Below are 22,832 nucleotides of genomic sequence, written 5' to 3' on the forward strand. Positions count from 1 at the left end.
CATTTCCAGGTGGAAACAAGCCATTGTAAGCTCTTAGGCAGAGCACGCATTCTGCCCCTGTTTTAATTATTTGTCATTAGCATGCAAGCATCCCGATCAGAGAATTTTGTAAATCTTACAGGGGGCCTTAGCCCCGACGTTCATCCAGCAATCAAATCCGGGTTCGATAAATTTGTTGATCGGATTTATTCAGCATTACTCCACCAGCAACTCAACAACGCCCAGTCCTGGAAATACCGCTTTGACCCTCGTGCCTGGTTTGGCATAGGTCAATCCGGTGCAAGAACCGGTAGTGATAATCTGTCCGCTGCGCAGCCCTCCGCAACGCATTGCCGCGTGATTGGCAAGCCAGGTCACCAGCTCCCAGATGTCGCCAACCGGATTGCCTCCCGTTGCTGCTACCACCTGCTCCACATCGAAATACAGCTCCACCGCCTGCAGCGTCTGATCAATCTCAATATCCGTGGTTCGCCCCGGGCCTACCACCAAAGCCTCATTGCTCAAGCTGTCGGCAAGGCCTGCCAGCGGATTGGATTGCGTTGACGAAAAGCGCGAAGAGACCACCTCCAATGTGGGATGCAGCGAGGCGACCGCTGCTATCACTTCGGCGCGGGTATACGCGGAGGACTTGAGAGGCAAATCCTGCTTCAGCAATAACGCGATCTCCGCTTCCACTGCGCAACGCCCCCTTCCAGCAGCGGAGATCGGCACCGGCGACTCATGAATCAGGCTGCGCGGCAAAGCAGCACAATTGGCCTGCATACCCGGCCCGCGGGCGCCGACTTTCCAGCCGCCAGTCTCACCCAGTGAGCTCGTCACAATATCCTGGATCGCATAGGCATCCGCCGCATCTTGCGGCATGGCATCATCGTCCAGGGTCGCGAGCAAGGTGCCGCTGCGTCTGGCCTCCAGTAGCAGTTGCGCGGCGGCCAGATTTCTTGGAGTGTGCATAGGTGCTTTCATTTCTGGAATGGCTAATTGCAATAGGAGGAAAATGCGCTGCTGCGAAGCGATAAAGAGTCGAGCAGAATTTATGCAAGATTCATGCAAAACAGCGAACTCGTATATTGCCAGAGTTTTGCGGCCAGGAATAAGGCTGTCAAGTAACATAAGCACAACATGCCACATGGCAAAAAGCAAAAAATACACACCGGAAACATTTCAAGCGCATACTTGCAATGCAGCAAGCAAAAACTATTTCGGTTCGCCTTGATATAAAGCAAGAGACCGCATTGCGAAGCTTGCTCAGCATGGTTCATAATAGACTTACCGCATTCAGCTCTTATTGGTGATGCAGCATCTTTTGGGGCGCGTCCGCAGGCACTTAAAAAGTGTGCTTTACGGTCCGCCAGAAGCGCACTTCAACAGCGCGTTTCACAAGATCAACGAACCGAAATGAAGTATGAGACATGAACAGGAAAGTGACCGATTTGGAGTTCCGCTAAGCAATTTGCAGGCAGCAGAAAAGTGGTGCAAGACTTATGACAAGAAACCTTGCCATGTTCCATCGCGCAAGGAAGTAGCAAACCTGGCCCCGAAGAAGATCACCGCGATGTTGATCACATGGATGTGCGACAGCCCAACCGAGATCATTCCCAGCCGGGCCCAGATTGCAGAAGTCAAAGCCGTGTTGCAAGCCAGGCCGGATGCAGACAAATTATCGGCACTGATCACGATGTGCAATAACTACATCAGCGGCGACTGAACTGGCTGTTTATTGCTCGAGAAGCGAGCTGGCGATGTGCGGGCTTTCTGGCTGAGCGCCAGTTCTACATTGCCGGACTAAGGGCTCCTGCACCCGACGCATTGGCCGCCTGCTTCCCCAGCAAATCGGCAAACACGGTAGCAAAGCGATGCACGTCGCCGGGCCAGCGCGCGGAAACGTAATTGCCGTCTACCACAACGAAGGCCGGGCTATCGTCAGTCACGCTATCCCGAAACAAGCCGCTGGTTTTGCGAAAGAAACCGGGCGAGGTTTTTGGCACATCCTGAAAGTCCCTGACCCGCGCCAGCGCCCTTCTGACTTCGCCCTCTACGCTCCAATATCCCGTCGGCTCCCCGTCTTCCTCCAGATAGGTACGGTAATACGCGGGGTCCCAAAACCTGCCCGCATATTTCATCAATGACCAGGCCGTGTTTTCAAGCTTCCACGTCAGCGCCGTAGTCTGCCGTCCAAACAGCACAGACTTTCCGTTACGGGCAGAAATGCTGCGGGCAGCAACCAGTACGCCATGACAAATAGCTGCCACCGGTTTATCCGCGTCAAAGAATGTTGCAACAAAGCGGTGCAGAGTTTCATTTTCCAGATAAGCCAGCATGCCCCGCGCCCTATGGCCGCCCGGCAGCAACAAACCGTCATAGTCTTGCGTGTTCAAATCTGCGTAGGCAAGCGGCTGCCGAAACGCCGGGTCTTGCTGCAATAGTTGATACGCCTGGCGCGCTCCGGCATTGGCGCGCAGGCTTAGCCCCAGTATCTTCAGTTTCCGCAGCAGCGGGATAAAACTCCAGAAATCCAGTCCCTCCCCAGTCAACATGGCCGGATCCGCCGCGGCAGCTCGGCCATCCGGCGTTGCAAACACCAGGCTGTGGCCCTGCTCGCGCAGAATTTTCCATGGAATCGCAACTTCACTGGGATCGAAATCCAGGTTGGGAAGCGGAATGATGATGTTTGCCATGATGGTCCTTGATCTGATGCCGCGCTGTTTGCGCGACAGTGCGGGGCGACGGCAGAGCGAAGTGCCCCGGCCCGAATCTAAACATTGCTAAGATAAATATACCGATGAAACTAAACACTGTCAAGATTGAGTATTGCGATCAAAACAGGTATTGCCTAAAAAAATAAAATATCTATAAAAATCAATACCATAGCGCAATCTGGCATTGATTTCGGAAATTAAAATAGCGCCCTGTCCAGCATGGTGAATGCGCCGCACCAAAATTTCCCCCCACCAAGAATTTGTTTGGAATTCACAACAGATTCTGCGTCATTTTGGTGAAATATTCATATGCTAATGACTATTTCTTGACTTGTTTTTGGCATAGGCGGTTAATGGCTAAAACGCAATGCGCAAACGTTTGCGTCTGAATTAAGGAAGTGCCGTAAAAAGGATTACTGTCAGGAATAGTTATCTCCCTATTCCGATTGGGAAGAAGTAAATAACCGAGGAAGAGCACATGCAAAAGAAGCTAACCAACCATTCCGTAATGCAAGGAGCAACGCGGACATTGATCGCTCTGGCGATCGCCTCCGCCTTTCCCATGCATGCGGCGCTGGCGCAAACAGCGCCGGCTGCTGCCGTCACCGCCGACGCCCCGGCTGATTCCACCAAACTGGAAACAGTCATCGTCACGGGCACACGCCGCACAGAAAATCTGCGCGACGTGCCTATGTCTATCTCCTCGATCAAGGGCGAAGTGCTGGATACCTACAACGCCAGCGGCCAGGACATCACCTTCCTTGCGCAACGCGTACCTAGCTTGAACGTAGAGTCTGATTTCGGCCGCACCTTCCCGCGTTTCTATATCCGCGGCCTGGGAAATACCGATTTCGACATGAATGCATCGCAGCCCGTCGGCCTGATTTTTGACGACGTCGTGCAGGAAAGCCCGATCCTGAAAGGTTTCCCTGTATTTGACGTGGGTAATATCGAAGTACTGCGCGGTCCGCAAGGCACGCTGTTCGGCCGCAACTCGCCGGCTGGTATCGTCAAGTTCGATTCCGTCAAACCTAGCAATGTATTTGAAGGCTATGCCAATGCGGGCTACGGCAATTACGGCGCGGTCAACCTGGAAGGCGCAATCAACGTACCGCTGAGCGACCGCTGGGCAATGCGCTTCTCCGGCCAGGCACAAAGCCGCGACGACCGCGTGTACAACACCAACCCGAATCCCAATACGGCGACCAGGTCCTTTGAGGGCTACCACGATAATGCCGCGCGTCTGCAGTTCCAGTACAAGGATGCAGGCTTTACCGCTTTGTTCAGCGCCCATGGCCGCGACATGGCGGGTAATGCAACGCTATTCCGCGCCAATATCATCCAGAAAGGCACCAACAATATCGTGCCTGGCTTCAGCTATGACAGCTATCCAACCGACGGCATCAACAGGCAGACGCTGACTTCCAGCGGTCTGAATGTGAACCTGAAGTGGGATCTGGATACAATAAGCCTGTATTCGATTTCAGGCTACGACAAGGCAAAAGTATATAGCCGCGCCGACGTTGACGGTGGCTACGGTGCTTCGTTCGCATTGCCTATGGGCCCAGGCTTCATCCCCTTCCCATCAGAAACAGCAGACGGCCTGCCTTTCCTGAGGCAGCTCACCCAAGAGTTTCGCGTTCAGTCCAATACCAAGGATCCTCTGCAATGGATAGGCGGCGTCTATTTCTTCAAAGAAGACATCCAGGTTGACAGCTTCGACTTCAACTCACTGGCTGGCAATGTGCAGGATGGTTATGCGAACCAGCATCAGCATGCCAAGTCCTGGGCAACTTTCGGTAACATCAAGTATGCCGTCAGTGACAAACTGAAGCTGACCGCCGGCGTACGCTATACCAACGACAAGAAAGACTTTGATGCAAAACGCTATGTCACTCCGGGCGCAGGCCCTGGCGACACAGGCACACCAGTGTTAACCGCCCATCCACGTTCCAACAACGCGAGCTGGGATCTGAGCGCCAACTACACGATAGACGCCGACACCTCGGTGTTCGGCCGCATTGCAACCGGTTACCGCGCTCCAAGTATCCAGGGGCGCGTATTGTTCGGCAATAATATCTCGGTGGCAGATGCGGAAAAAAATCTGTCGTTTGAAGCCGGTATCAAGAAAGACCTGCTGGAAAACACGGCACGTATCAGCGCCACGGTCTACCACTACCGCGTGAAAGACATGCAGTTGACCGCCGGTAGCGGCGCCGTCAACCAGAACCAACTGGTGAACGCCGATAAAGTCGAAGGCCAGGGTTTTGAACTGGAAGCGCAAGCCAAACTGAACCGTAACTGGAAAACCACGTTCAGCACCAGCTACAACAAGACCGAAATCAAAGATCCCGGCTTGTTCGCAGCTCCTTGCGGCAACGGTTGTACTGTAACCAATGCGCCAGGTCCATTGCCAGGCACCGTGTCCATCAACGGCAACCCTTTGCCTCAAGCACCTAAGTGGGTAGCCAACTTCACGCTGCAATACACGGTTCCATTCGGCGAAGGCGATCTGTATGCGTTCACGGACTGGTCTTATAAAGGCAAGTTCAACGAGTTCCTTTATGAATCCAAGGAATACACCGCAAAACCTCTGACATTGGGCGGCGTACGCGTCGGCTACAAATGGGGTAACGGCAAGTATGAACTCGCTGCCTACGGCCGTAACATCACCAACAGGCAACAAATCGTCGCAGGTATCGACTTCGACAACCTGACAGGTATCCTGAACGAACCACGCGCCTACGGCGTGCAATTCAAGGCTAACTTCTGATCCTTGCGGAAAAAAACAAAACCGGGCTCATGCAAATGAAGCCCGGTTTTTTTTATGCCAATTTTATGCTAATTACTACCGCGCGACATTCCAATGCATGCGCCTTTCCTCGGTCGCTTCTTTCAACAAATGCCGCGCACGATCAGGGTCTTTCTGCAATTGCAGATCCCCGCCTTCTGCTGCCATTGCCAGCGCCTGTATCGCCACCGGAAAGTCGCCTTGCGCGGATTTCTCCAGCCAGCTACGCGCCAATACTTCGTTGCGCTCTACTCCATCGCCTGACAGATAGGCATTGGACAGCAAGAACATCGCCTGCGCATTGCCCTGCTCGCTGGACAGTTTCAGCCATTTGACAGATGCCGCCACATCCAGTTGCGTGCCGTCACCGTACTTGGCCATGCGCGACAGCATCAGCGCCGCCTTGTCCTCGCCATGCTGCGCCGCCTGCTCATACCACTTCCAGGCCATGCCTGCATCGCGGCTGACGCCCAGCCTGGCAAAATAATACGCCTCGCCCAGATTGAATGCAGCTTCACCGTCGCCTGCACTAGCTGCTTTTTCAAACCAGCCGCGCGCCTCCGCATAGCCGGCAGGCGAATGCTGCAGCAACAATGCCAGCTCACGCTGGGCAACCGGCATGCCCTGCTCTGCCCACTGCCGCAATTGCGCAGCCGCTTTTTCCTGCCGCCCCTGATTCGCCTGGATGGACAGCGACTCTATTTGCGCCGTAGTAGGCGGAGTTCCCGACTGCTGTGCGCAGCCGCTCACCAGCAAGATGGTTAAGACGATAGGGGTGAGTTTTCCTGAATATTGAAACATGATTCTCTAATCCCAAAATCCGGCAGGCCCTAAGACAAGGCCTGCCGGTGTACTCGCTTTGCAAGACGAGCAATTTAAAACTATTTGCTCAGGTCTATCGCATACTTGGCAAATCCGCTTGCATCCAGAGCCCCTTCAGATTTCACGCGGCTCAGGCCTATCGCCTGTGCTATCGCCAGCTTGCCTGGTGTAGAGCGCAGGATGACCGGTCCCTGTGTCGCTACCCTCACAAAGCTCCAGCTTTGGCCGTTGCCATTAGTTGCCAGTGTTACCTTGCCGATTTTTTGCAGGTAGCTGCTGACCACTGCCTGGCTCGCATCCGGCGACTTGATGATGGTCTTGCTGCCGTCTATGCCAGGGAAGTTGCCACCGCCGCCTGCACGATAGTCATTGGTCGCCACGATGAAATCATCCGTCGCTGCTACCGCCTTGCCCTGGTAAGTCAGGTTGACGATACGGCTACCGACTGCCTGTGTCACGTCGATCTGGTACTGCAGTGCATTGCCTTCTGCGTAGAACACGTCGTAGTTGTAGATCGTGGAATAGGACGGTACCAGGTCTTGTTCAGCCGTGCTGTTCGGATCGATCTTGCCGAATTGCGAAGCCGCTGTTTCCAGCCAGTTTTTCAAATCGGAGCCCTTGATCTTCACTGCCTGCAGATTGTTGTTGCTATACAGGTAGAGGTCGCCCGGATTGCGAACCTGCAAGCCAAACGGCGCGGCAGGAGTCGCTGTCGGCGCCACATCGGTAAAGTCGGTAGGACCATTGCGGCCGGCCTTGAATGGCGCGCTGCAAGAAATCACCGGTATAGACTTGTAGCTGGACAAGGTTGCATCGGTAGTCGTCGCCAGGAAATTTTTCACATAGTCGATTTGTGCCTGGTTGACGATCTGAATAGCGCCAACATCACCAGCCAGCGAGAAGTAGGACGACATTTCAAAGTCTGTTGTCGTGCCCAGAGGCTGCTGTGCGTAGGCGATGGTTGCTTTGTGCTCAGTCGAGACGATAGGAGCAATAGCAGGGTCTGCCGCAACGATGGTTGCGCCATCGGTATATTTGAAACCGCGCGCTTCTACCGTGGTCTGTGGTTTTTGCACGACCCATTTACCACCCTGGTAAATCAATGTCATCTTGATGATGCCCAGGCGACGGCCCCAGCTTTGTGCCATCACGGTCGGCACGCCGTTCACGAAGCCATTGGTGGCATCGACCAGCGGCTTCGGCAACGCAGCCAGAGAAGCATCGATCGCAGGCGCATTCTTTTCCTTGGCTTGCGGGAAAATCAAATGCGAATGGCCCACCAGCAAGGCATCAATGCCTGTGGAAGCAAGGTAGAGGCTGCCGTTTTCCATTTTAGGGCTATAAGGCGATGCGTCCAGGCCGCCATGGGACAAGGCCACGATCAGATCGGCGCCGGCACTACGCAGCGCAGGAACATACTGGTTGGCAGACTCTTGCACACCGTTGACAAACACTTTGCCGGCCAGGTTCTTTTGATCCCAGTCCATGATTTGCGGCGGCACAAAACCCATGATGCCGACATTCAGCTTGACGTTGATCGCCGCACCATCAGGGCCGGTCGCGGTAAATTGCTTGGGGATCACTGCATAAGGATTGAAGATAGGCTTCTGGCTAGCCACGCTATACACGTTGGACAATACCAATGGGAAGCTGGGGGCGCCGCAGCTGACAGGCTTGGAAACGCCGGTCACGCCAAAGTCGGTATTGGTGATCTGGCTCAGGAAACCCAGGCCATAATTGAATTCATGATTACCCAGGCCGCCGCCGTCATACTTTAGCGCATTCATGACCTTGTGCACGGCCAGCGTGTTGGCGCAAGGATTAGGGGAAGCTACCGCCTGGTAATCGCCCAGCAAAGTACCCTGGATCACGTCGCCATCATCGAACAATACATTGTTCGGATTCTCTGCCCTGGCGCTTTGTATCAGCGTCGATGTCCGGTCCAGCCCAAGGCTGGTATCTTCGGACAAAGAATAGTAGTTGTAACCCAGCACGTTGGAATGGATGTCCGTCGTTTCCAGGATCGCCATCTTCAGCGTAGTACCTTCTGGAATTGTGGGGGCCGTCGTATTAGAACCGCTGCCGCATGCGGCAAGCAATGCGGTGGCCATGACCGTCAGTACGGGGGCCGATATTTTTTTCAACATGAAGCTGATCTCCAGGTAAGAAAGCCGCGACGAAATCGATTGCGCGACCGGAATTGAGTCATCCTGCCGCCTCACTGACTCTGTTTTTTAAATCAGAAATTAGTGTTTGGGCAAGAACGCGCAAAGTGTCGCTTCTAAATGTGACCGCTTAATGACCGGATAAAAACTCGACAAAGAAAAATCGAATTCGGTTATAGCTACGTTGGAAACGAATAAAAATGGATAAAATCACCATCCAAAAAGTAACTCGCGTGGATTTCAAACGCCACGGAGCCTGCGGCACGTGGTCTGATTTACTTAAATCGCCAGACCCAGCAATTTTCCAACAGCACAATTCATTCTGGTCAGCTCTTCGCTGTGAGACAGCGTCTCTTTTAATCGCGACCAGAAGCCTTTGATTATGCCCTTGTCTTGTTGCAATGCAGGCTTGCACAGTTCCGCAGTCAGGCTGTCAATATCGGTCAGGCTGCTCTTTCTCTGAAAAGGCGATAGCTCACCCGACTCTCCAATCGCGGTGTGCAGATTCACCAAGGTATGCTTCAGCAAATTCTCTTCCTCGCTGGCGCTGAACCCCAGATTGATCTGCTGCGCATAGCTGGATTCAGCCTCCAGTATCTGAGCAGGAATAATGGTGTTGCCTGTAAGTGTGATTGACGACATCGCCCGCCCCAAAGCATTTTTCAGTTCTGCATTGACAATTCAGTGTAATTAATCATTGCTGAATTTGCAATTAAACAAGAAAATTGCGTGCACTTCTTTTCTTCAGGAAACTATAAAAATTGCATGGTCTCCAGCTTCGCCTGCGGCATCTTGCAGAATGGATTATCATCTCGCCTACGGCGTAGCAATCTTGCACCGGTTTCTGCTCTTGCTTTTCACCCTCCCGCTTCGCGCCATACCCAATACCCGATACCTCCGGCCACGATGACCAATATCGAAACAAAAAAATATCTGCCCTGGGTCGTCGCCACGGCCCTGTTCATGGAACAGCTGGACTCCACTATCGTCAACACCGCAATCCCCACCATGGCTGCCAGCCTGGGGGTTACGCCGCTGAGCCTGAAAGCCGTGGTGACCAGCTACATCCTCAGCCTGGCGGTTTGCATCCCCATCAGCGGCTGGATGGCGGACCGCTTCGGCACCAAGCGGGTATTCATGATTGCAGTCACCGTATTTACGGTTGCATCCATCCTGTGCGGCTTGTCGGTCAATTCACCGATGCTGGTTGCCGCGCGGCTGCTGCAAGGCATAGGCGCGGCGATGATGATGCCGGTCGGCCGGCTCGCCATCGTGCGCACCTTCCCCAAATCGGAATTGCTGGCCGCAATGAATTTTGTGATTATCCCGGCGCTGATAGGCCCCTTGCTGGGCCCAACCATAGGCGGCCTGATCGTGCACTGGATGAGCTGGCGCGAGATATTTTTCGTCAATGTACCTGTCGGTTTTGCGGCGCTCTATCTGATCCATCGCTACATGCCGGACTACCATGGCGATGAGCCACGCCCCATCGACCTGATCGGCCTGGTGCTGTACGGCACCGGCGTTGCTCTATTGTCCTGGCTGCTGGAAATCTTCGGCGAACACCAGATAGACCCGACTTCCGGCGCAGTCTTGTTTGTGCTGGCGATCTGTCTGCTGGCCGCGTATACATGGCATGCCGGCCAATCCGAGTTTCCATTACTGCGCATCACGCTGCTGAAGATCAGGACTTTCCGCGTTGCCGTGATAGGCGGATTTATCACGCGGCTTGGCATAGGCGGCCTGCCCTTCCTGCTGCCGCTGCTGTATCAACTGGGCATGGGTTTGCCGGCCTGGCAATCGGGGCTGCTGATGATGCCGTCTGCCTTTGCCGCCATGGGGATGAAGTTGATTGCACCCAGGGTGCTGCGACAATACGGTTACCGCCAGGTGCTGATCGTGAATACAGTGCTGATCGGCGTCACTATCAGCATGTTCTCGTTTGTCACCGGCAGCACGTCGGTATGGTTTATCGTCCCTCTCAGCCTGACCATGGGCTTCTTTAATTCGCTGCAATTTTCCAGCATGAATTCCATGGCCTATGCAGACATAGGCGACAAGGATTCCAGCATGGCCAGCAGCATCGCCAGCTCGCTGCAGCAATTGTCGCTGAGCTTCGGTCTGGCCTTCGGCTCGCTGATTACCGCGTGGTTCCTGGGCAACCATCCACAGACGGACAAGGCGCTACTGACCTCCTCGCTGCACCACGCCTTCCTGACCCTGGGAATACTGACAGCATTGTCATCGCTGTCTTTCTGGACCCTGCGACCAGCCGATGGCGAGAATGTCAGTCGCGGAGGTAGTTGAAACAAAGAGGCATGCTATCGAAACCGGCCCGGCGATACGGGCCAATTTAGCAACATAGTGTATCGGTAGCATGCTTTTTTACTACCTGTGATATACACTAAGCGCGTTATAGATTCAGATTCGGAACACTATGCCATCTCGTCGCAATGTATTAAAGAAGGGCCTGTGGCTGACGGCAGCCGGATTGTTCACCGGCATGCATATCGCCAACGCGGCAGAACCCGAGGCCGGCAAAACACCCCCCGGCCATCTAGAACCGCCACCGGATTTGTTCGACTCCCAATCGCTGGACATAGAATTCTGGGTCAAGCCCCGCACCCTGGACGTAATCCGCCCCGCCACCGGCGAGCACACCAAGCTGTTGTACTGGAAAGACGGCGACATCCAGGAATCGGCATACCAGCAACTGTGCCACATGCTGCGCGATGTCAACGGCAAGCAAACTGCGCCGATCGCCCCCAAATTGCTGGAAACCTTGTGGGCAACGCAAGCCTACGTGGAAAGGTTCGGCATGACACAGCCGCTGCAGATTCTTTCCGGCTATCGCACGCCGGAATCCAATCGCAGGCTGATCGAGGAAGGCGTACCGGCGGCCAGGAAGTCCTTGCACCTGGAAGGCCGCGCAGCCGACATCCGCATTTCCAAGTTACATGAGGAAGTACTCGGCGGCCTGATACGCAGCTTCCGCCAGGGCGGCGTGGGCTTTTATTACCGCCCTAGCGCACAAGGCGGCTGGATACACACGGATACCGGCCTGCAACGCATCTGGAAAGGCTGATCACTCAAGCTCTTAGCCGCATTGGTTCATTCACATGCGGTGCGGGCGGCGGATCCTTGACAGGCTCATCATCCGGCCTGTCCGGCTGCGGCGGTATCACCGGTTCAGGCTTGGGATCGGGTTCTGGCGGAATTCTGGGTAAACTCATAGCGTCCTCGGCTGGCGTAAAACTAAAAGCCCACCTTACCAGACGTCCATTTCAACTTCTGTGTGCGAACACACTTTGCAGCCTGCCGAATACCAGCCTACGCCGCGCTGTCATCCTTATGGGATGCCAGGCTCTGCGATAGGCGCTGCGTAATCTTCACCATATCCGCTTCATCCCTGTCAAAACCATAGACGGTCAGCGGAAAATTCAGCGTCTTCTGCACCTCCCAGATCTTGTCATGCTCGTGCGGTGCAAACATCTGCGCTGGGGCGCCAACCGCCACCCAGCCTATGGGCACAAAAGCACCCACCGGGAGCCGGGTCTTGATATGCACAACGCCGTTGATCCTGACCTCGCTGCCCTTCTCCAGATGCGCGGCATGAAACACGGCCGCGCCTGTGGCGACAAAGACCTCATCCTCTATCGTGCAGCCGACCACATGGGTTTGCGGGCCTATCAGGCAATTATTGCCTATGCTTAGCGGGTGTTGCGCCGAACTTCTCAGCACTGCATTTTCCATCACGATGCATTCTTTTCCTATCGTGATGGAGCCGCTTTCTGCGATCAACTGCGCACCGAACAGGATGCGGCAACCAGCCCCTATAGTGACATCACCACAGACCACCGCATTCGGTGCGACATAAGCGCCAGGGTCAATATGGGGAGTTTTACCCTGATGGCTGATGATCATTGCGTCGTCCCGGAAAAGATTATGGAGTGAAAGATGCTGCCACAAGCAATCGGCGTTCGTCAATGCAGCTTGTCACATCGCCTCTTCTTGGCGATGCGGACACACATGCGCCTCCAGCAACGCATGCACAGCCTTGCCGGACAAAACGAACACCACAGCGCCCAGATTAAATTCCAGCTTCAACATCAGGCTAATCAATCCCAGTAGCGCCATAGTCAAACGCGGATGCCCTTTCATTCCCTTGTTTAAAATAATCCTAGTCATTTAATGACTCTCCAAAAAACGGGCAGGCTTTCATGCTATCGGCCTGCCCTGCACCTGCCTGTTTCAAGCGATCCGCCCTATGCTGCTTTAGGCATTACCTGCAGCAGGTCATCTATACCTATGCGCCTGGCAAAATCCGTCCGGACTTGCTCGGCCACTTCCGTCACTTCCGCCGCACCATCACCGATAAAGTCGATCACGCTCCTGAAAGGACGAGTGCCCGCCGGCAGGCTGACGATGCGCGCAATGTCATCCGCTACTGCCTGTGGATCTGCATCATCCGGTGTCAGCGCGCTGAGACGGGCGCCGACCTGATCCATCAGACCGTTATAGCGGCTATAAGCAGCGGCCGTGGTTTCATCAGCGGGTTTGCCTGCATTTGGAAAATGCGCAGTACCACGAGTAAAAGCACCCGGCACCACGATTGAAGTCTCGATGCCGAAGCGTGTCAACTCATACGACATCGTCACCGCAATAGAATCCATTGCCGCTTTCGCTGCAGCGTAAGGCCCCATGAAAGGAGGGAAACCACCGCGCACCGTGGTGCTGCTGACCCACAGCATCAGGCCCGAGCCGTTATTGCGCATCGCAGGCAAGGCCGCGCGGTTGACCCTTTGCACACCCAGCACATTGGTATCGAAGACCTTGCTGATTTCTTCCGGGCTGAAAGCTTCCATTGCACCGACTACCAGATGGCCAGCATTGTGTACGACCGTGTCCAGTCGTCCCTGCTCTTCCATAATGGCTTTTACTGCCTGATCTGCAGACTCTTGCGACAACACATCCAGCTCAAGCGCGCGCAGGCTGTAGCCATTGGCAAATGCATAGTCCACCAGCGCCCTGGCTCGCGGCGCATTGCGCCCCTTGATGTCACGCATGCTGGCATACACAGTATGTCCTGCTGCTGCCAGCGCCTTCGCTGCCAGATTGCCGATGCCGGTGGATGCGCCTGTAACCAATACGACTGATTTCATGATGTACTCCTTGAGAATAAGTAATTAGCGAATATAAGATTGACTGAATAAGGGGTTTAGACGATGCCGCCATTGGCGCGCAGGGTCTGGCCATTGATCCAGCCGCCGTCATTGCTGACCAGGAAAGCCACGGCCGCAGCAATATCTTCAGGCGTACCCAGGCGCTCCAGCGGAGCTGCCTTGCTCATGCGTTCTATCACCTCATCCGTTTTTCCGGTCAGGAACAAGGCAGTCGCTGTCGGCCCTGGAGCAATTGCGTTCACAGTGATCTGTTTGCCGCGCAATTCCTTGGCAAAGATATTGGTCATCGTTTCTATCGCTGACTTGGATGCGGCGTAGACCGAGTAGCCAGGCAGTGCCAAACCGCTGACGCTGGTAGAGAAATTCACGATACGGCCACCGGATTGCAGACGCTTTGCAGCCTGGCGCATGGTGTTAAAGCTGCCTTTGACATTGATATTGAAGATGCTGTCAAAAGCTGCATCATCGGTATCTGCCAGTGCAGGCAAGCCGGCCGGCATTACGCCTGCATTGTTGATCAGCACATCCACCTTGCCGAAAGCGATTTCGGCGGCGTCAAACAACTGGGCCACAGCCAGCGAATCAGCAACATCGGCCTTCACCGCTATGGCTTTGCCGCCCTGGGCTGTGATTTTTGCCACCAGCGCGTCTGCCTCATCGCTACGGCTTGCGTAGTTAATAACAACGGCCATACCTTCGCTGGACAGGCGCTGCGCGATGGCTGCACCGATGCCGCGGGAAGCGCCGGTAATGATGGCTACTTTGCCTTGGGATGATGCTGCATTAGTTGTGTAGATGGTAGTCATGAAATGCTCCTTGATATAAAGGTAAGTAATAAGGTAAGTAACGAAACAGTGAACTTTCTGCTAAGGCTGCGCAGCTTTGCGTGAGCCAGTGAATGCATTATGCCTATTGATTCTGAGTGGATAAACTAGGTAAAATTGCCTTAACTGTGCAATTTAAATCAACAATAGGTATTCCATGGACAGATTCGAATCAATGCGGATCTTTACCCGCATCGTAGAGCTGGGCAGCTTTACCAAGGCGGGCGAGGAACTGGGCTTCCCCAAGGCGACCGTCACCCATGCCATCAAGCAACTGGAAGCAAGGCTCAGGGTGCGCCTGCTGCACCGGACCACGCGCCAGGTCACCGCAACGCTGGATGGCGATGCCTATTACCGGCGCTGCATGCGCCTGCTGGCCGACCTGGAGGAAACAGAAAACATCTTCAGCGAAGCGGCCGTGAATCCTGCCGGCAAGCTGCGCATAGACATGCACGGCACGCTGGGCATGCATTTTGTAATGCCTGTATTGCCGCAGTTTTGCGAGCGCTATCCGAATATAGAGCTGGAAATAGGCATGGGCGACCGCCTGATCGATCTCGTCAGGGAAAGCGTGGATTGCGTCTTGCGGGTGGGAGAACTACGCGACTCATCAATGGTGGCGCGGCGGGTAGGAACGCTGGAACAAGTCACCTGTGCCAGCCCGGCTTATCTGAAAAAATACGGTATACCGCAAACACCGGCAGAATTGGAGCAGCACCGCGGCGTGAATTTCTTTTCTTCGCAAACCGGCAAGGCGTTCCCTTTCGACTTCATCGAAGACGGCAAGCAAACCAGCTACCAGCTCAAAGGCAGCGTATCGATCAATAATGCCGATGCGTATGCGGCCTGCTGCACCAACGGTTTTGGCCTGATACAGGTGCCGCGCTATCATGTGGAAGAAGCATTGCAGCAAGCCAAACTGCAAGAGATACTTGCCGGCTTCAGGCCGGACCCGATGCCGGTGGCTGTGCTCTATCCGCATCACCGGCAGTTGTCGCCCAGGGTCAGGGTATTTGTAGATTGGATGGCAGAGATTTTTGCCAAAGCACATTAATGACGTACATGAACAAAGCAAGCATTACAGGAAAATAATGATGATAGACAACCAGGCATTGTGCGAAGAACTGAAAGCCTTTGCGGCGGAGCGCGATTGGGAGCAATTCCATACCCCCAAAAATCTGGCCGCCTCCATTTCGATAGAAGCCGCTGAACTGCTGGAATTGTTCCAATGGTCGCGCGGCCAGCAATGGGGCGAACTGCAAGACCCAAAACTGAAGAACCGCACCGCTGAGGAGCTGGCCGATATCCTGCTGTACCTGATACGCTTTGCCGACTTGGCCGGGATAGACCTGGAACAGGCCGCCCGGCAAAAGATGCTGGCCAATGCGGCCAAGTATCCGGCCGCTGAGTTCAAAGGCTCGGACCGTAAATACAATGAATAAAAAGCTTGGACGCGTTTCCGCAAACCTCGACGTGTCAATCGCCTAAGTAAATCGCCTACATTTATTTTTCTTTATTCGCTCTCTCATCTGCAGCCTTGCTGACCAAGGCATCCAGCACAGGCATCAGAGCCGCCACATAGTCAGCTTCAGGCAAGCTACCGGGCAACTTGCGTCCGGCAATCTGTGGAGAGGTCAGATAGCGCCCGTCGACAATAATACTTGGCACCCCGGAAAGACCATAAAAACTTTCCAGTTGCGCAGTGCGCACTGCCTTGGTTCTGACGGTGAAGGATCGTGATGCTTCCAGATATTTCTGCTGGTCGATGCCTTGCTTGACGACAAACTCGAGTGTGGATTTTTCGTCGTTCAAGCTTAAGTTTTGCTGATGGATAGCGTCAAAAATTTTCTTGTGCATCTCCACACCAAGCCCCATCGCCTCCAAAGTGAAATACATGCGTTGCTGCGGTAGAGTCTTACCCAAATACGAAGTGTGCAAGCGAGTGAAGCTGATCTTGTCACCCTGCTTTTTTACCCAGGCCTCCAATGTTGAATCCAGCGCATAGCAATGCGGACAGAAATAACCAAAAAACTCTGTTACCTCTACTTTTTTGCCCGGCGTGAGCATCGTAGTTCTTTCCAGCACATCGTAACCCACTCCATTTTCAATAGACTGGGCAAACGTGATAGAGCAAAAGCCCGCAATGAATAACGTAAACAGCCAACGGCGTAAGAATCGCATGAACGTCCTTGAAATTGAGAAATGCTGGAGATTATTATTCATCTCGCCCACTGCCGCAGCCTGGCTTGGCGAACACTGCGCGCAAGCAAGCTGGCAAAGAAAGCGGCTTGCGCCTGGTCTTGCCCTATTCCACCGGCAAACCAAACACACTGCGTATGCAGCGATAGAGCGTCGCCCATTTCAGCGGTTTGAAAATATAGCCGTCTGCACGCGCTTTCAGGCCGTGCATGACGTCCTTGTCGCTGATCTGGGACGTAACCATGATGACAGGTATGGCCGCCAGGCGCGGATCATTGCGGATTACTTCCAGCACATGGAAACCGTCCTTGTCGGCAAGGCCGGGCACGACCACGTCCAGCAGCACCAGGTCTGGAACGCTCTCGCCCTGCAAAGCGGTCAGCGCTGTCGGTATGTCGAACACCTGCGTCACCCTAACCTCCTTGCTGGTGAGCATGGTTGCCATCAGGTTGGAGATGTCTTCATCGTCTTCCATGATCAATACCGAAAGACCCGACAAGCTGATTCTGGGGAATGCCTTATTCTTGCTATGGGTATAAAAGCCTTTTTGCTGCAGAGCCTGCGAGCCTCTTTGCGCTTCAGCCCAGGCCTGCACGCTGTCTTCCGGCGACAATTCCGTTACTTCAATTTCCGAGGCCGGAGGAATGGAGGATGATAGGGAAAACTCTATTTTTCCGTCCTTGTCTGCAGCCGGCTCAACAATATCCTGAGAGGTCTGCGTCAAAACGCGCACGTAGCCACTTCTCTCCAGCGCGTCCAGTGCCTCCCTCAGTTTCTGCATAGTCATGCCGCTCAGGCCTGCGAGCAAGGCGACGCTATTGGAGCGCCCATCCACCTGGGACAGCACCTTCAGGCTATCCCGATTCAACTCCTTGGTGCCGGCTCTCAGCGCGGCGAGCCCTTTGGCGGTCTTGCTGTATATCTTGTCTACTGTATTCATTTGCACCTCTACGACATAATTCACTTACAAATCCAATTCAATCTCTTGCTGAAACCTGTACAAAACAGATAACGGCATCTACAGGCATTACGATACAGCAAATGCGAGGAATGTATTTATTTACAAGTTAATTATATTGCAGGGTTGCAATAGAAGGCAGTGCTAAAGTGTAACCATCTGTCAGCCGGGCAGTCGTAGATCGTAAGTTGTAGCCTGCCCCTGGACACAAGCTTCTCCCAGCTAGCAAAAGGCCTGCGTGCGCCAACAGATTGGCAAACGCAGGCCTTTTATTCTAATGCAGGCGTTGCTTAAGGCGTATGCACCAGATAACCTTCTTTGCCCGGGTCGCGCATGCGGAAAGAAACCAGGAAGGCAATCAGGCACATGAAGGAAACATACCAGTAAAAACTGGATTCCATGCCCCAGGATTTCAGGCTCAGCGCCACAAATTCAGCCGACCCGCCAAACGCGGCATTCCCCACCGCATAGGACAAGCCAACACCCAGTGCGCGCACTTCAGGCGGGAACATCTCGGCCTTGATCAAACCGCTGATCGACGTATACAGGCTGACCACGGCCAGCGCCACAACCACCAGGCCAAAGGCTTCATACGGATCGGTCACATCCTTCAGCGCATGCAAGACAGGCACCGTCATGATCGTTGCCAGCGCACCGAACCACAGCATAGATGTACGGCGGCCTATCTTGTCGGACAAGGCGCCAAACAGCGGCTGCATGATCATGTAGACGAACAGAGCGCCGGTCATCACATTGCTGGCAGTCTTTGCAGGCATACCGGCAGTGTTCACCAGATACTTTTGCATATAGGTAGTGAAGGTATAGAAAATCAAGGAGCCGCCCGCAGTAAAGCCAACCACCGTAAAAAATGCCGCCTTGTGTTTCATCAAGGCTTTCAGCGTGCCGGCTTCCTTGTTCTTACGCTGCTCTTCTGTCGTTGTTTCACTCAGTGATTTACGCAGGTAAAGCGCGATGACTGCTGTGATCGCGCCCAACACGAAAGGAATGCGCCAACCCCAGGCCTTCAACTCATCCAGGCTCAGCAACTGCTGCAGAATGACCAGCACCAGCACCGCCAGCAACTGGCCGCCGATCAGCGTCACATACTGGAAGGAAGCATAAAAGCCGCGCTTGCCCTTCATTGCGACCTCACTCATGTAGGTAGCACTGGTGCCGTATTCGCCGCCCACAGACAGGCCCTGGAACAGCCGTGCCAGCAACAGCAGTGCCGGAGCAAGTGCGCCTATGCTGGCATAGGTCGGCAGGCAGGCGATCAGCAAGGAGCCGCCGCACATCATCAATACGGAAATCATCATCGAAGTACGCCGGCCGTGCTTGTCAGCAATGCGGCCAAACAGCCAGCCGCCTATAGGGCGCATCAGGAAGCCGGCGGCGAACACGCCTGCCGTGTTCAGCAATTGCGAAGTCGGATCGCCTTTGGGAAAGAAAGCCGGCGCAAAATAAATGGCGCAAAACGAATACACATAAAAATCGAACCATTCAACAAGGTTGCCGGACGAGGCGCCAAGGATCGCAAAGATGCGCCGGCGTTCATCGGCACGCTTTTCCGCGTGCTCAGTGGCTGTCATGGGAATATCAATATTGGACATGGGGTCTCCTAAGGTAAATATCTTTGTCAGCCACAATGAACGTCAGAAATGCTGGCGCTAAATTCAAGGTGACTGGCGTAGTGCCAAATTGCAGCGTGCAATAATTTGCGGTCGGACTTCACCCGTCATGTGGACGACTTCGACGCTGAATTCGGTCTGATCTGGATAAGCCAAGTCTGCTGAGACTGACTTTGATCTGCTTATGTACGGCAGTCTAACCGGCTTGGCGATTGCCTGCAGACGTGCAGCGCTGTGGATAGTGATTGAAAGGCATGCTGGTCTCCTATGGGTTGAATTATTCCAAGGCTTAATGCAGGCTTCGTGCCAGCTTATGATTCAGCAGTAAGTAATTGATTTATTTGAGCTAAACAAATTTGCTGTAAATGAAAGGCGGCATTCGTGTGTGAAAATCCAGAATTCGGCACGCTGCGATTCCGATTATCCGCCGATTATGAGGGTTGAGGAAAATACTTGAAAAACGAGGATATACCCAGGAAATTCTGTTCAAAAGCAAGGACTTAGCTCGTGCTTCAGGCACGTGCGCAGACAACTTTTCTTTTGCGTTCGTTGTTCGCACGCACTTTAAAACCGGGCCAGAGTAATCGGGGGAAATCCCTGAAATTCCCCCAAATTGCTGCTTATCCGATTAGCGTTGCGACCACGCCAGGCGTGCAGCAAGTCCCAGAAATACCGTGCCGGCTATCCAGTTTAATATGCGCTGCGCTCGCAGCGAGCGCTGAAAGATTTGCCCAAACGTTGCGGCAAAATAAGCAATGGCGCCAAAGGTCACCAGCGTCGCCAGCATGAACACAAATCCCAGGCTGATGATCTGCAGGCCGACATTGCCGGCACCTGCGTTGACGAACTGCGGCAAGAAAGCCAGGAAGAAAATCGCCACCTTGGGATTGGTGATATTCATCAGCACCCCGCGCCTATACATATGGGAGGAACTTGCAGGCTCCATCTGCTGCGCCCCAAGGTTGCCGACCGGCGCACGAAATGCACCCCATGCCATATATACAAGGTAGGCAGCACCGCTCAATTTTAAAATGGTAAATGCCAGCGCAGACGTGGCAAAAATGGCAGCAAGGCCAAGAGCGACGGCAGTGGTGTGTACCAGCAAGCCGGTGCAAAGACCCAGGACCACAAACATGCCGGCCTTGCGTCCGCGCATCGCAGATTGCAGCAGCACAAAGACGTTATCGGGGCCAGGGCTCAAACCCAGCAAGATGGACAAGCCAAAAAAAGTAAGCGCAGTTTGTAGAGAAATCATGGTCGTTTTTTTACATTAAGGCAGCCTGGCACGTCTAAGCTTGGAGCGCAGGTCTACACACATTCAATAGGGCCTAAGTATATGCGAATACCGGAATGTGTATTGGCCCCAAAATCAAAGCCGGGACATCGGCGACTTAAAATAAAAAAAGTCGCAAAAAAAAATGCCGCTCAACATAAGGAGCGGCATTCTTAACTGAGCTGTAGCTTAAAGCTTAAAACTCTTCCCAGCTATCGTCAGCCTGGCTGGATGCCCTTGACAGCTGCCTTGGTGCCGGCTTGGATGCAGGCTTGCTTACCGGCTTGGCGGCGGCACGCACCGCCACCGCTGGAGCTTTACGCCGCGTGGACGCCGATGCCGCTGATACCGCCGAACCATGGGCTGCCGACTGGTTGACTTTAAAGACACTGACCACCTGCGCCAGATTGGCCGCCTGGTTTTGCATGGACTCGGCAGCGGCAGCAGCCTCCTCCACCAGCGCCGCATTTTGCTGCGTTACCTGGTCCATTTGGCCGATGGCGGTATTCACTTCTTCTATGCCCACGCTTTGCTCGGTGCTGGCTGCAGTAATTTCGCTGATGATATCGGTAACGCGCTGCACGCTGCTGACGATCTCTTGCATCGTAGTGCCGGCTTCGGCAACCAGCTTGTTGCCGACGTTGACCTTGTCCACAGAATCCCCAATCAGGGTCTTGATTTCTTTCGCAGCAGAAGCCGAGCGCTGTGCCAGATTGCGCACTTCGGTGGCCACCACGGCAAAGCCGCGGCCCTGCTCGCCTGCACGCGCGGCTTCCACCGCCGCATTCAGGGCTAGGATGTTGGTCTGGAAGGCAATGCCGTCAATGACGGAAATGATATCGACAATCTTCTTCGATGAATCATTGATGGAATCCATCGTACCAACCACCTGCGCCACCACGTCGCCACCCTTGACAGCAACGCTGGAAGCGGACGCTGCCAGTTGGTTTGCCTGGCGCGCGTTGTCGGCATTGTTCTTCACAGTGGACGTCAGCTCCTCCATTGACGATGCGGTTTCTTCCAGCGAGCTGGCTTGCTGCTCGGTACGGGAAGACAGATCCTGGTTACCGGCGGCGATTTCGGATGAGGAAGTTGCGATGTTTTCGGTGCCGTTGCGCACTTCGGTCACGATATTCAGCAAACTGCTATTCATTTCCCTCAGGGCCTGCAAGAGTTGGCCGGTTTCATCGGTAGAATCGACGGCGATTTCACCGGTCAGATCGCCACCCGCCACACGTCGTGCCGCATCCACTGCATTACGCAGCGGACGAGTAATACCGGTGGTCAGCAGCCAGGCGCAGACGACGCCAAAAACCAGCGACAGTAACGCCAGTAACAGCAGCAGCCTGGTTGCTGCTGCTGCCACCTCATCAATTCTTTTTGCCGACGCATCGATGGTATCGCGCTGCATCTTGACCCAGTCCAGCATCAGGCCTTCATAACGCGCAGCGCCAGGCACAAACACTTGCGAGAAGACACGCTCCGCGTCTTCCGCCTGTCCGGCTGCCTTAAACTTGGCGGCTTCATCGCGAGAGGATAGGTAAACCTTGCGCAACTCGCCTATCTGCTTGAACAATTGGGTCTCGGCCTCTCCGGACACGAGCGGTTCCAGCTTGCTTTGCAGTTCAGCGGACGCTTTGGAAGAAGCTGCAGCTGCCTCCTTGAAATACGGGCCGAGGGCGGTATCGCTGCTCTTGGCAATCGCGGTTGTGCGGCTGACGGCACTGTGCAGGTTGCTGTACCAATCAGAAATCATCCTCTCCTTGGCAAGGGGAAGCTGCATCATTTCCCGCGTCGCACTGGCCACGGTCTGCAAGCGCCAGATGCCGATTGCTGTGATCAGCATGGAGAAAGCCAGAATCACCGCAAAGCCCATTCCCAGGCGTTTGCCGATGCCAATGTTCTTGAACATATTCATTTTAGTATCCTATTTGACGAAACCTGAGCCGCCGGAAATTCTGCCATCCCGGCGCATTAATTTTGATCTTTTATCTTGCCGACGCTTTTGGCAGCCAACGGTCCAATCAGCACCGATCAGCAAAGAAGCAAGCATGCTCGACGCACGTCGCGGGTGATCCCGTCTGCTTGTGGGCAGGTACTTGGCAGGTGCTTTTTTCGCGACATCATCACCTGGAATTTTCTGCAATCTTGATTCGGATTCTGCGTATTGTTCAATGCGGAAGGCCGATCACGACGAGTCTAGTGTGCTCGCCTTTAAAGAAATACCAAGGAATTATGGCGCAGATAGGCAAACTAGGCAGTATTTTAGCGCAATTACCGAGCAGCAACTATT

General features: G+C 54.1%; 21 protein-coding genes. 6 read left to right on the top strand and 15 right to left on the bottom strand.

The window, feature by feature from the left end:
* Positions 1-195: 195 nt before the first annotated feature.
* On the bottom strand, positions 196-951 hold the full coding sequence (locus IEW12_RS02675; RefSeq protein ID WP_229750876.1) for a 2-keto-4-pentenoate hydratase: 756 nt from the start codon (positions 949-951) through the stop codon (positions 196-198).
* Positions 952-1,402: 451 nt separating this feature from the next.
* Here IEW12_RS02675 and IEW12_RS02680 point away from each other — a divergent pair, with 451 nt between their 5' ends.
* Positions 1,403-1,705, top strand: coding sequence for a hypothetical protein (locus tag IEW12_RS02680; protein WP_229750877.1), 303 nt, complete (start codon positions 1,403-1,405; stop codon positions 1,703-1,705).
* A 64-nt stretch (positions 1,706-1,769) separates the two neighbouring features.
* On the opposite strand, the gene IEW12_RS02685 is transcribed toward IEW12_RS02680, so the two are convergent.
* Positions 1,770-2,675, bottom strand: coding sequence for a type 1 glutamine amidotransferase domain-containing protein (locus tag IEW12_RS02685; protein WP_188564433.1), 906 nt, complete (start codon positions 2,673-2,675; stop codon positions 1,770-1,772).
* Positions 2,676-3,174: 499 nt separating this feature from the next.
* On the opposite strand from IEW12_RS02685, the gene IEW12_RS02690 reads away from it, so the two are divergent.
* Positions 3,175-5,469, top strand: a complete 2,295-nt coding sequence (locus IEW12_RS02690) for a TonB-dependent receptor (protein ID WP_229750878.1) — start codon at positions 3,175-3,177, stop codon at positions 5,467-5,469.
* A gap of 75 nt (positions 5,470-5,544) precedes the next feature.
* Here IEW12_RS02690 and IEW12_RS02695 read toward each other — a convergent pair whose 3' ends face one another.
* The 3 genes from IEW12_RS02695 to IEW12_RS02705 all read right to left on the bottom strand — a co-directional run bounded on the left by IEW12_RS02695 (position 5,545) and on the right by IEW12_RS02705 (position 9,116).
* Entirely contained in the window at positions 5,545-6,288 is a 744-nt protein-coding gene (locus tag IEW12_RS02695) for a tetratricopeptide repeat protein (RefSeq protein ID WP_188564434.1), read from the bottom strand.
* Between the two features lie 80 nt (positions 6,289-6,368).
* The gene (locus tag IEW12_RS02700; protein ID WP_188564435.1) at positions 6,369-8,456 is read right to left on the bottom strand and encodes a bifunctional 2',3'-cyclic-nucleotide 2'-phosphodiesterase/3'-nucleotidase; all 2,088 of its coding nucleotides are present in this window, start codon (positions 8,454-8,456) and stop codon (positions 6,369-6,371) included.
* Positions 8,457-8,753: 297 nt separating this feature from the next.
* Complete coding sequence (locus tag IEW12_RS02705; RefSeq protein ID WP_188564436.1) at positions 8,754-9,116, bottom strand: hypothetical protein; 363 nt, start codon at positions 9,114-9,116, stop codon at positions 8,754-8,756.
* Between the two features lie 264 nt (positions 9,117-9,380).
* Between IEW12_RS02705 and IEW12_RS02710 the strand changes: the two genes are divergently transcribed.
* Positions 9,381-10,781, top strand: coding sequence for a DHA2 family efflux MFS transporter permease subunit (locus IEW12_RS02710; protein ID WP_188564437.1), 1,401 nt, complete (start codon positions 9,381-9,383; stop codon positions 10,779-10,781).
* 196 nt (positions 10,782-10,977) lie between these two features.
* Positions 10,978-11,559: a YcbK family protein gene (locus IEW12_RS02715; RefSeq protein ID WP_371874512.1), complete on the top strand. Its 582-nt coding sequence runs from the start codon at positions 10,978-10,980 to the stop codon at positions 11,557-11,559.
* Positions 11,560-11,563: 4 nt separating this feature from the next.
* Here IEW12_RS02715 and IEW12_RS02720 read toward each other — a convergent pair whose 3' ends face one another.
* The 5 genes from IEW12_RS02720 to IEW12_RS02740 all read right to left on the bottom strand — a co-directional run bounded on the left by IEW12_RS02720 (position 11,564) and on the right by IEW12_RS02740 (position 14,463).
* Entirely contained in the window at positions 11,564-11,707 is a 144-nt protein-coding gene (locus tag IEW12_RS02720) for a hypothetical protein (protein ID WP_188564439.1), read from the bottom strand.
* A gap of 97 nt (positions 11,708-11,804) precedes the next feature.
* The gene (locus IEW12_RS02725; protein WP_188564440.1) at positions 11,805-12,398 is read right to left on the bottom strand and encodes a gamma carbonic anhydrase family protein; all 594 of its coding nucleotides are present in this window, start codon (positions 12,396-12,398) and stop codon (positions 11,805-11,807) included.
* Positions 12,399-12,470: 72 nt separating this feature from the next.
* Positions 12,471-12,662 carry a hypothetical protein gene (locus tag IEW12_RS02730; protein ID WP_188564441.1) on the bottom strand — a complete coding sequence of 64 codons (192 nt, stop codon included), beginning with the start codon at positions 12,660-12,662 and terminating at the stop codon, positions 12,471-12,473.
* Positions 12,663-12,739: 77 nt separating this feature from the next.
* On the bottom strand, positions 12,740-13,636 hold the full coding sequence (locus tag IEW12_RS02735) for an SDR family oxidoreductase (protein ID WP_188564442.1): 897 nt from the start codon (positions 13,634-13,636) through the stop codon (positions 12,740-12,742).
* Between the two features lie 56 nt (positions 13,637-13,692).
* Positions 13,693-14,463: an SDR family oxidoreductase gene (locus IEW12_RS02740; protein WP_188564443.1), complete on the bottom strand. Its 771-nt coding sequence runs from the start codon at positions 14,461-14,463 to the stop codon at positions 13,693-13,695.
* A 175-nt stretch (positions 14,464-14,638) separates the two neighbouring features.
* On the opposite strand from IEW12_RS02740, the gene IEW12_RS02745 reads away from it, so the two are divergent.
* Entirely contained in the window at positions 14,639-15,535 is an 897-nt protein-coding gene (locus tag IEW12_RS02745) for a LysR family transcriptional regulator (protein ID WP_188564444.1), read from the top strand.
* 37 nt (positions 15,536-15,572) lie between these two features.
* Entirely contained in the window at positions 15,573-15,923 is a 351-nt protein-coding gene (locus IEW12_RS02750) for a nucleotide pyrophosphohydrolase (protein WP_308789110.1), read from the top strand.
* Between the two features lie 61 nt (positions 15,924-15,984).
* Here IEW12_RS02750 and IEW12_RS02755 read toward each other — a convergent pair whose 3' ends face one another.
* The 5 genes from IEW12_RS02755 to IEW12_RS02775 form a co-directional block, all read right to left on the bottom strand.
* A complete protein-coding gene (locus IEW12_RS02755) occupies positions 15,985-16,704 on the bottom strand; it encodes a thiol:disulfide interchange protein DsbA/DsbL (protein ID WP_188564445.1) in 720 nt (239 codons plus the stop codon).
* Positions 16,705-16,786: 82 nt separating this feature from the next.
* On the bottom strand, positions 16,787-17,620 hold the full coding sequence (locus IEW12_RS02760; protein ID WP_188564446.1) for a response regulator: 834 nt from the start codon (positions 17,618-17,620) through the stop codon (positions 16,787-16,789).
* Between the two features lie 308 nt (positions 17,621-17,928).
* Positions 17,929-19,248: an MFS family transporter gene (locus IEW12_RS02765; RefSeq protein WP_188564447.1), complete on the bottom strand. Its 1,320-nt coding sequence runs from the start codon at positions 19,246-19,248 to the stop codon at positions 17,929-17,931.
* 646 nt (positions 19,249-19,894) lie between these two features.
* A complete protein-coding gene (locus IEW12_RS02770) occupies positions 19,895-20,521 on the bottom strand; it encodes a LysE family translocator (RefSeq protein WP_188564448.1) in 627 nt (208 codons plus the stop codon).
* A gap of 214 nt (positions 20,522-20,735) precedes the next feature.
* Entirely contained in the window at positions 20,736-22,457 is a 1,722-nt protein-coding gene (locus IEW12_RS02775; protein WP_188564449.1) for a methyl-accepting chemotaxis protein, read from the bottom strand.
* Positions 22,458-22,832: the final 375 nt, after the last annotated feature.

It is taken from the genome of Parundibacterium terreum (assembly GCF_014636315.1).
In the GTDB taxonomy this organism is placed as follows: domain Bacteria; phylum Pseudomonadota; class Gammaproteobacteria; order Burkholderiales; family Burkholderiaceae_D; genus Undibacterium; species Undibacterium terreum.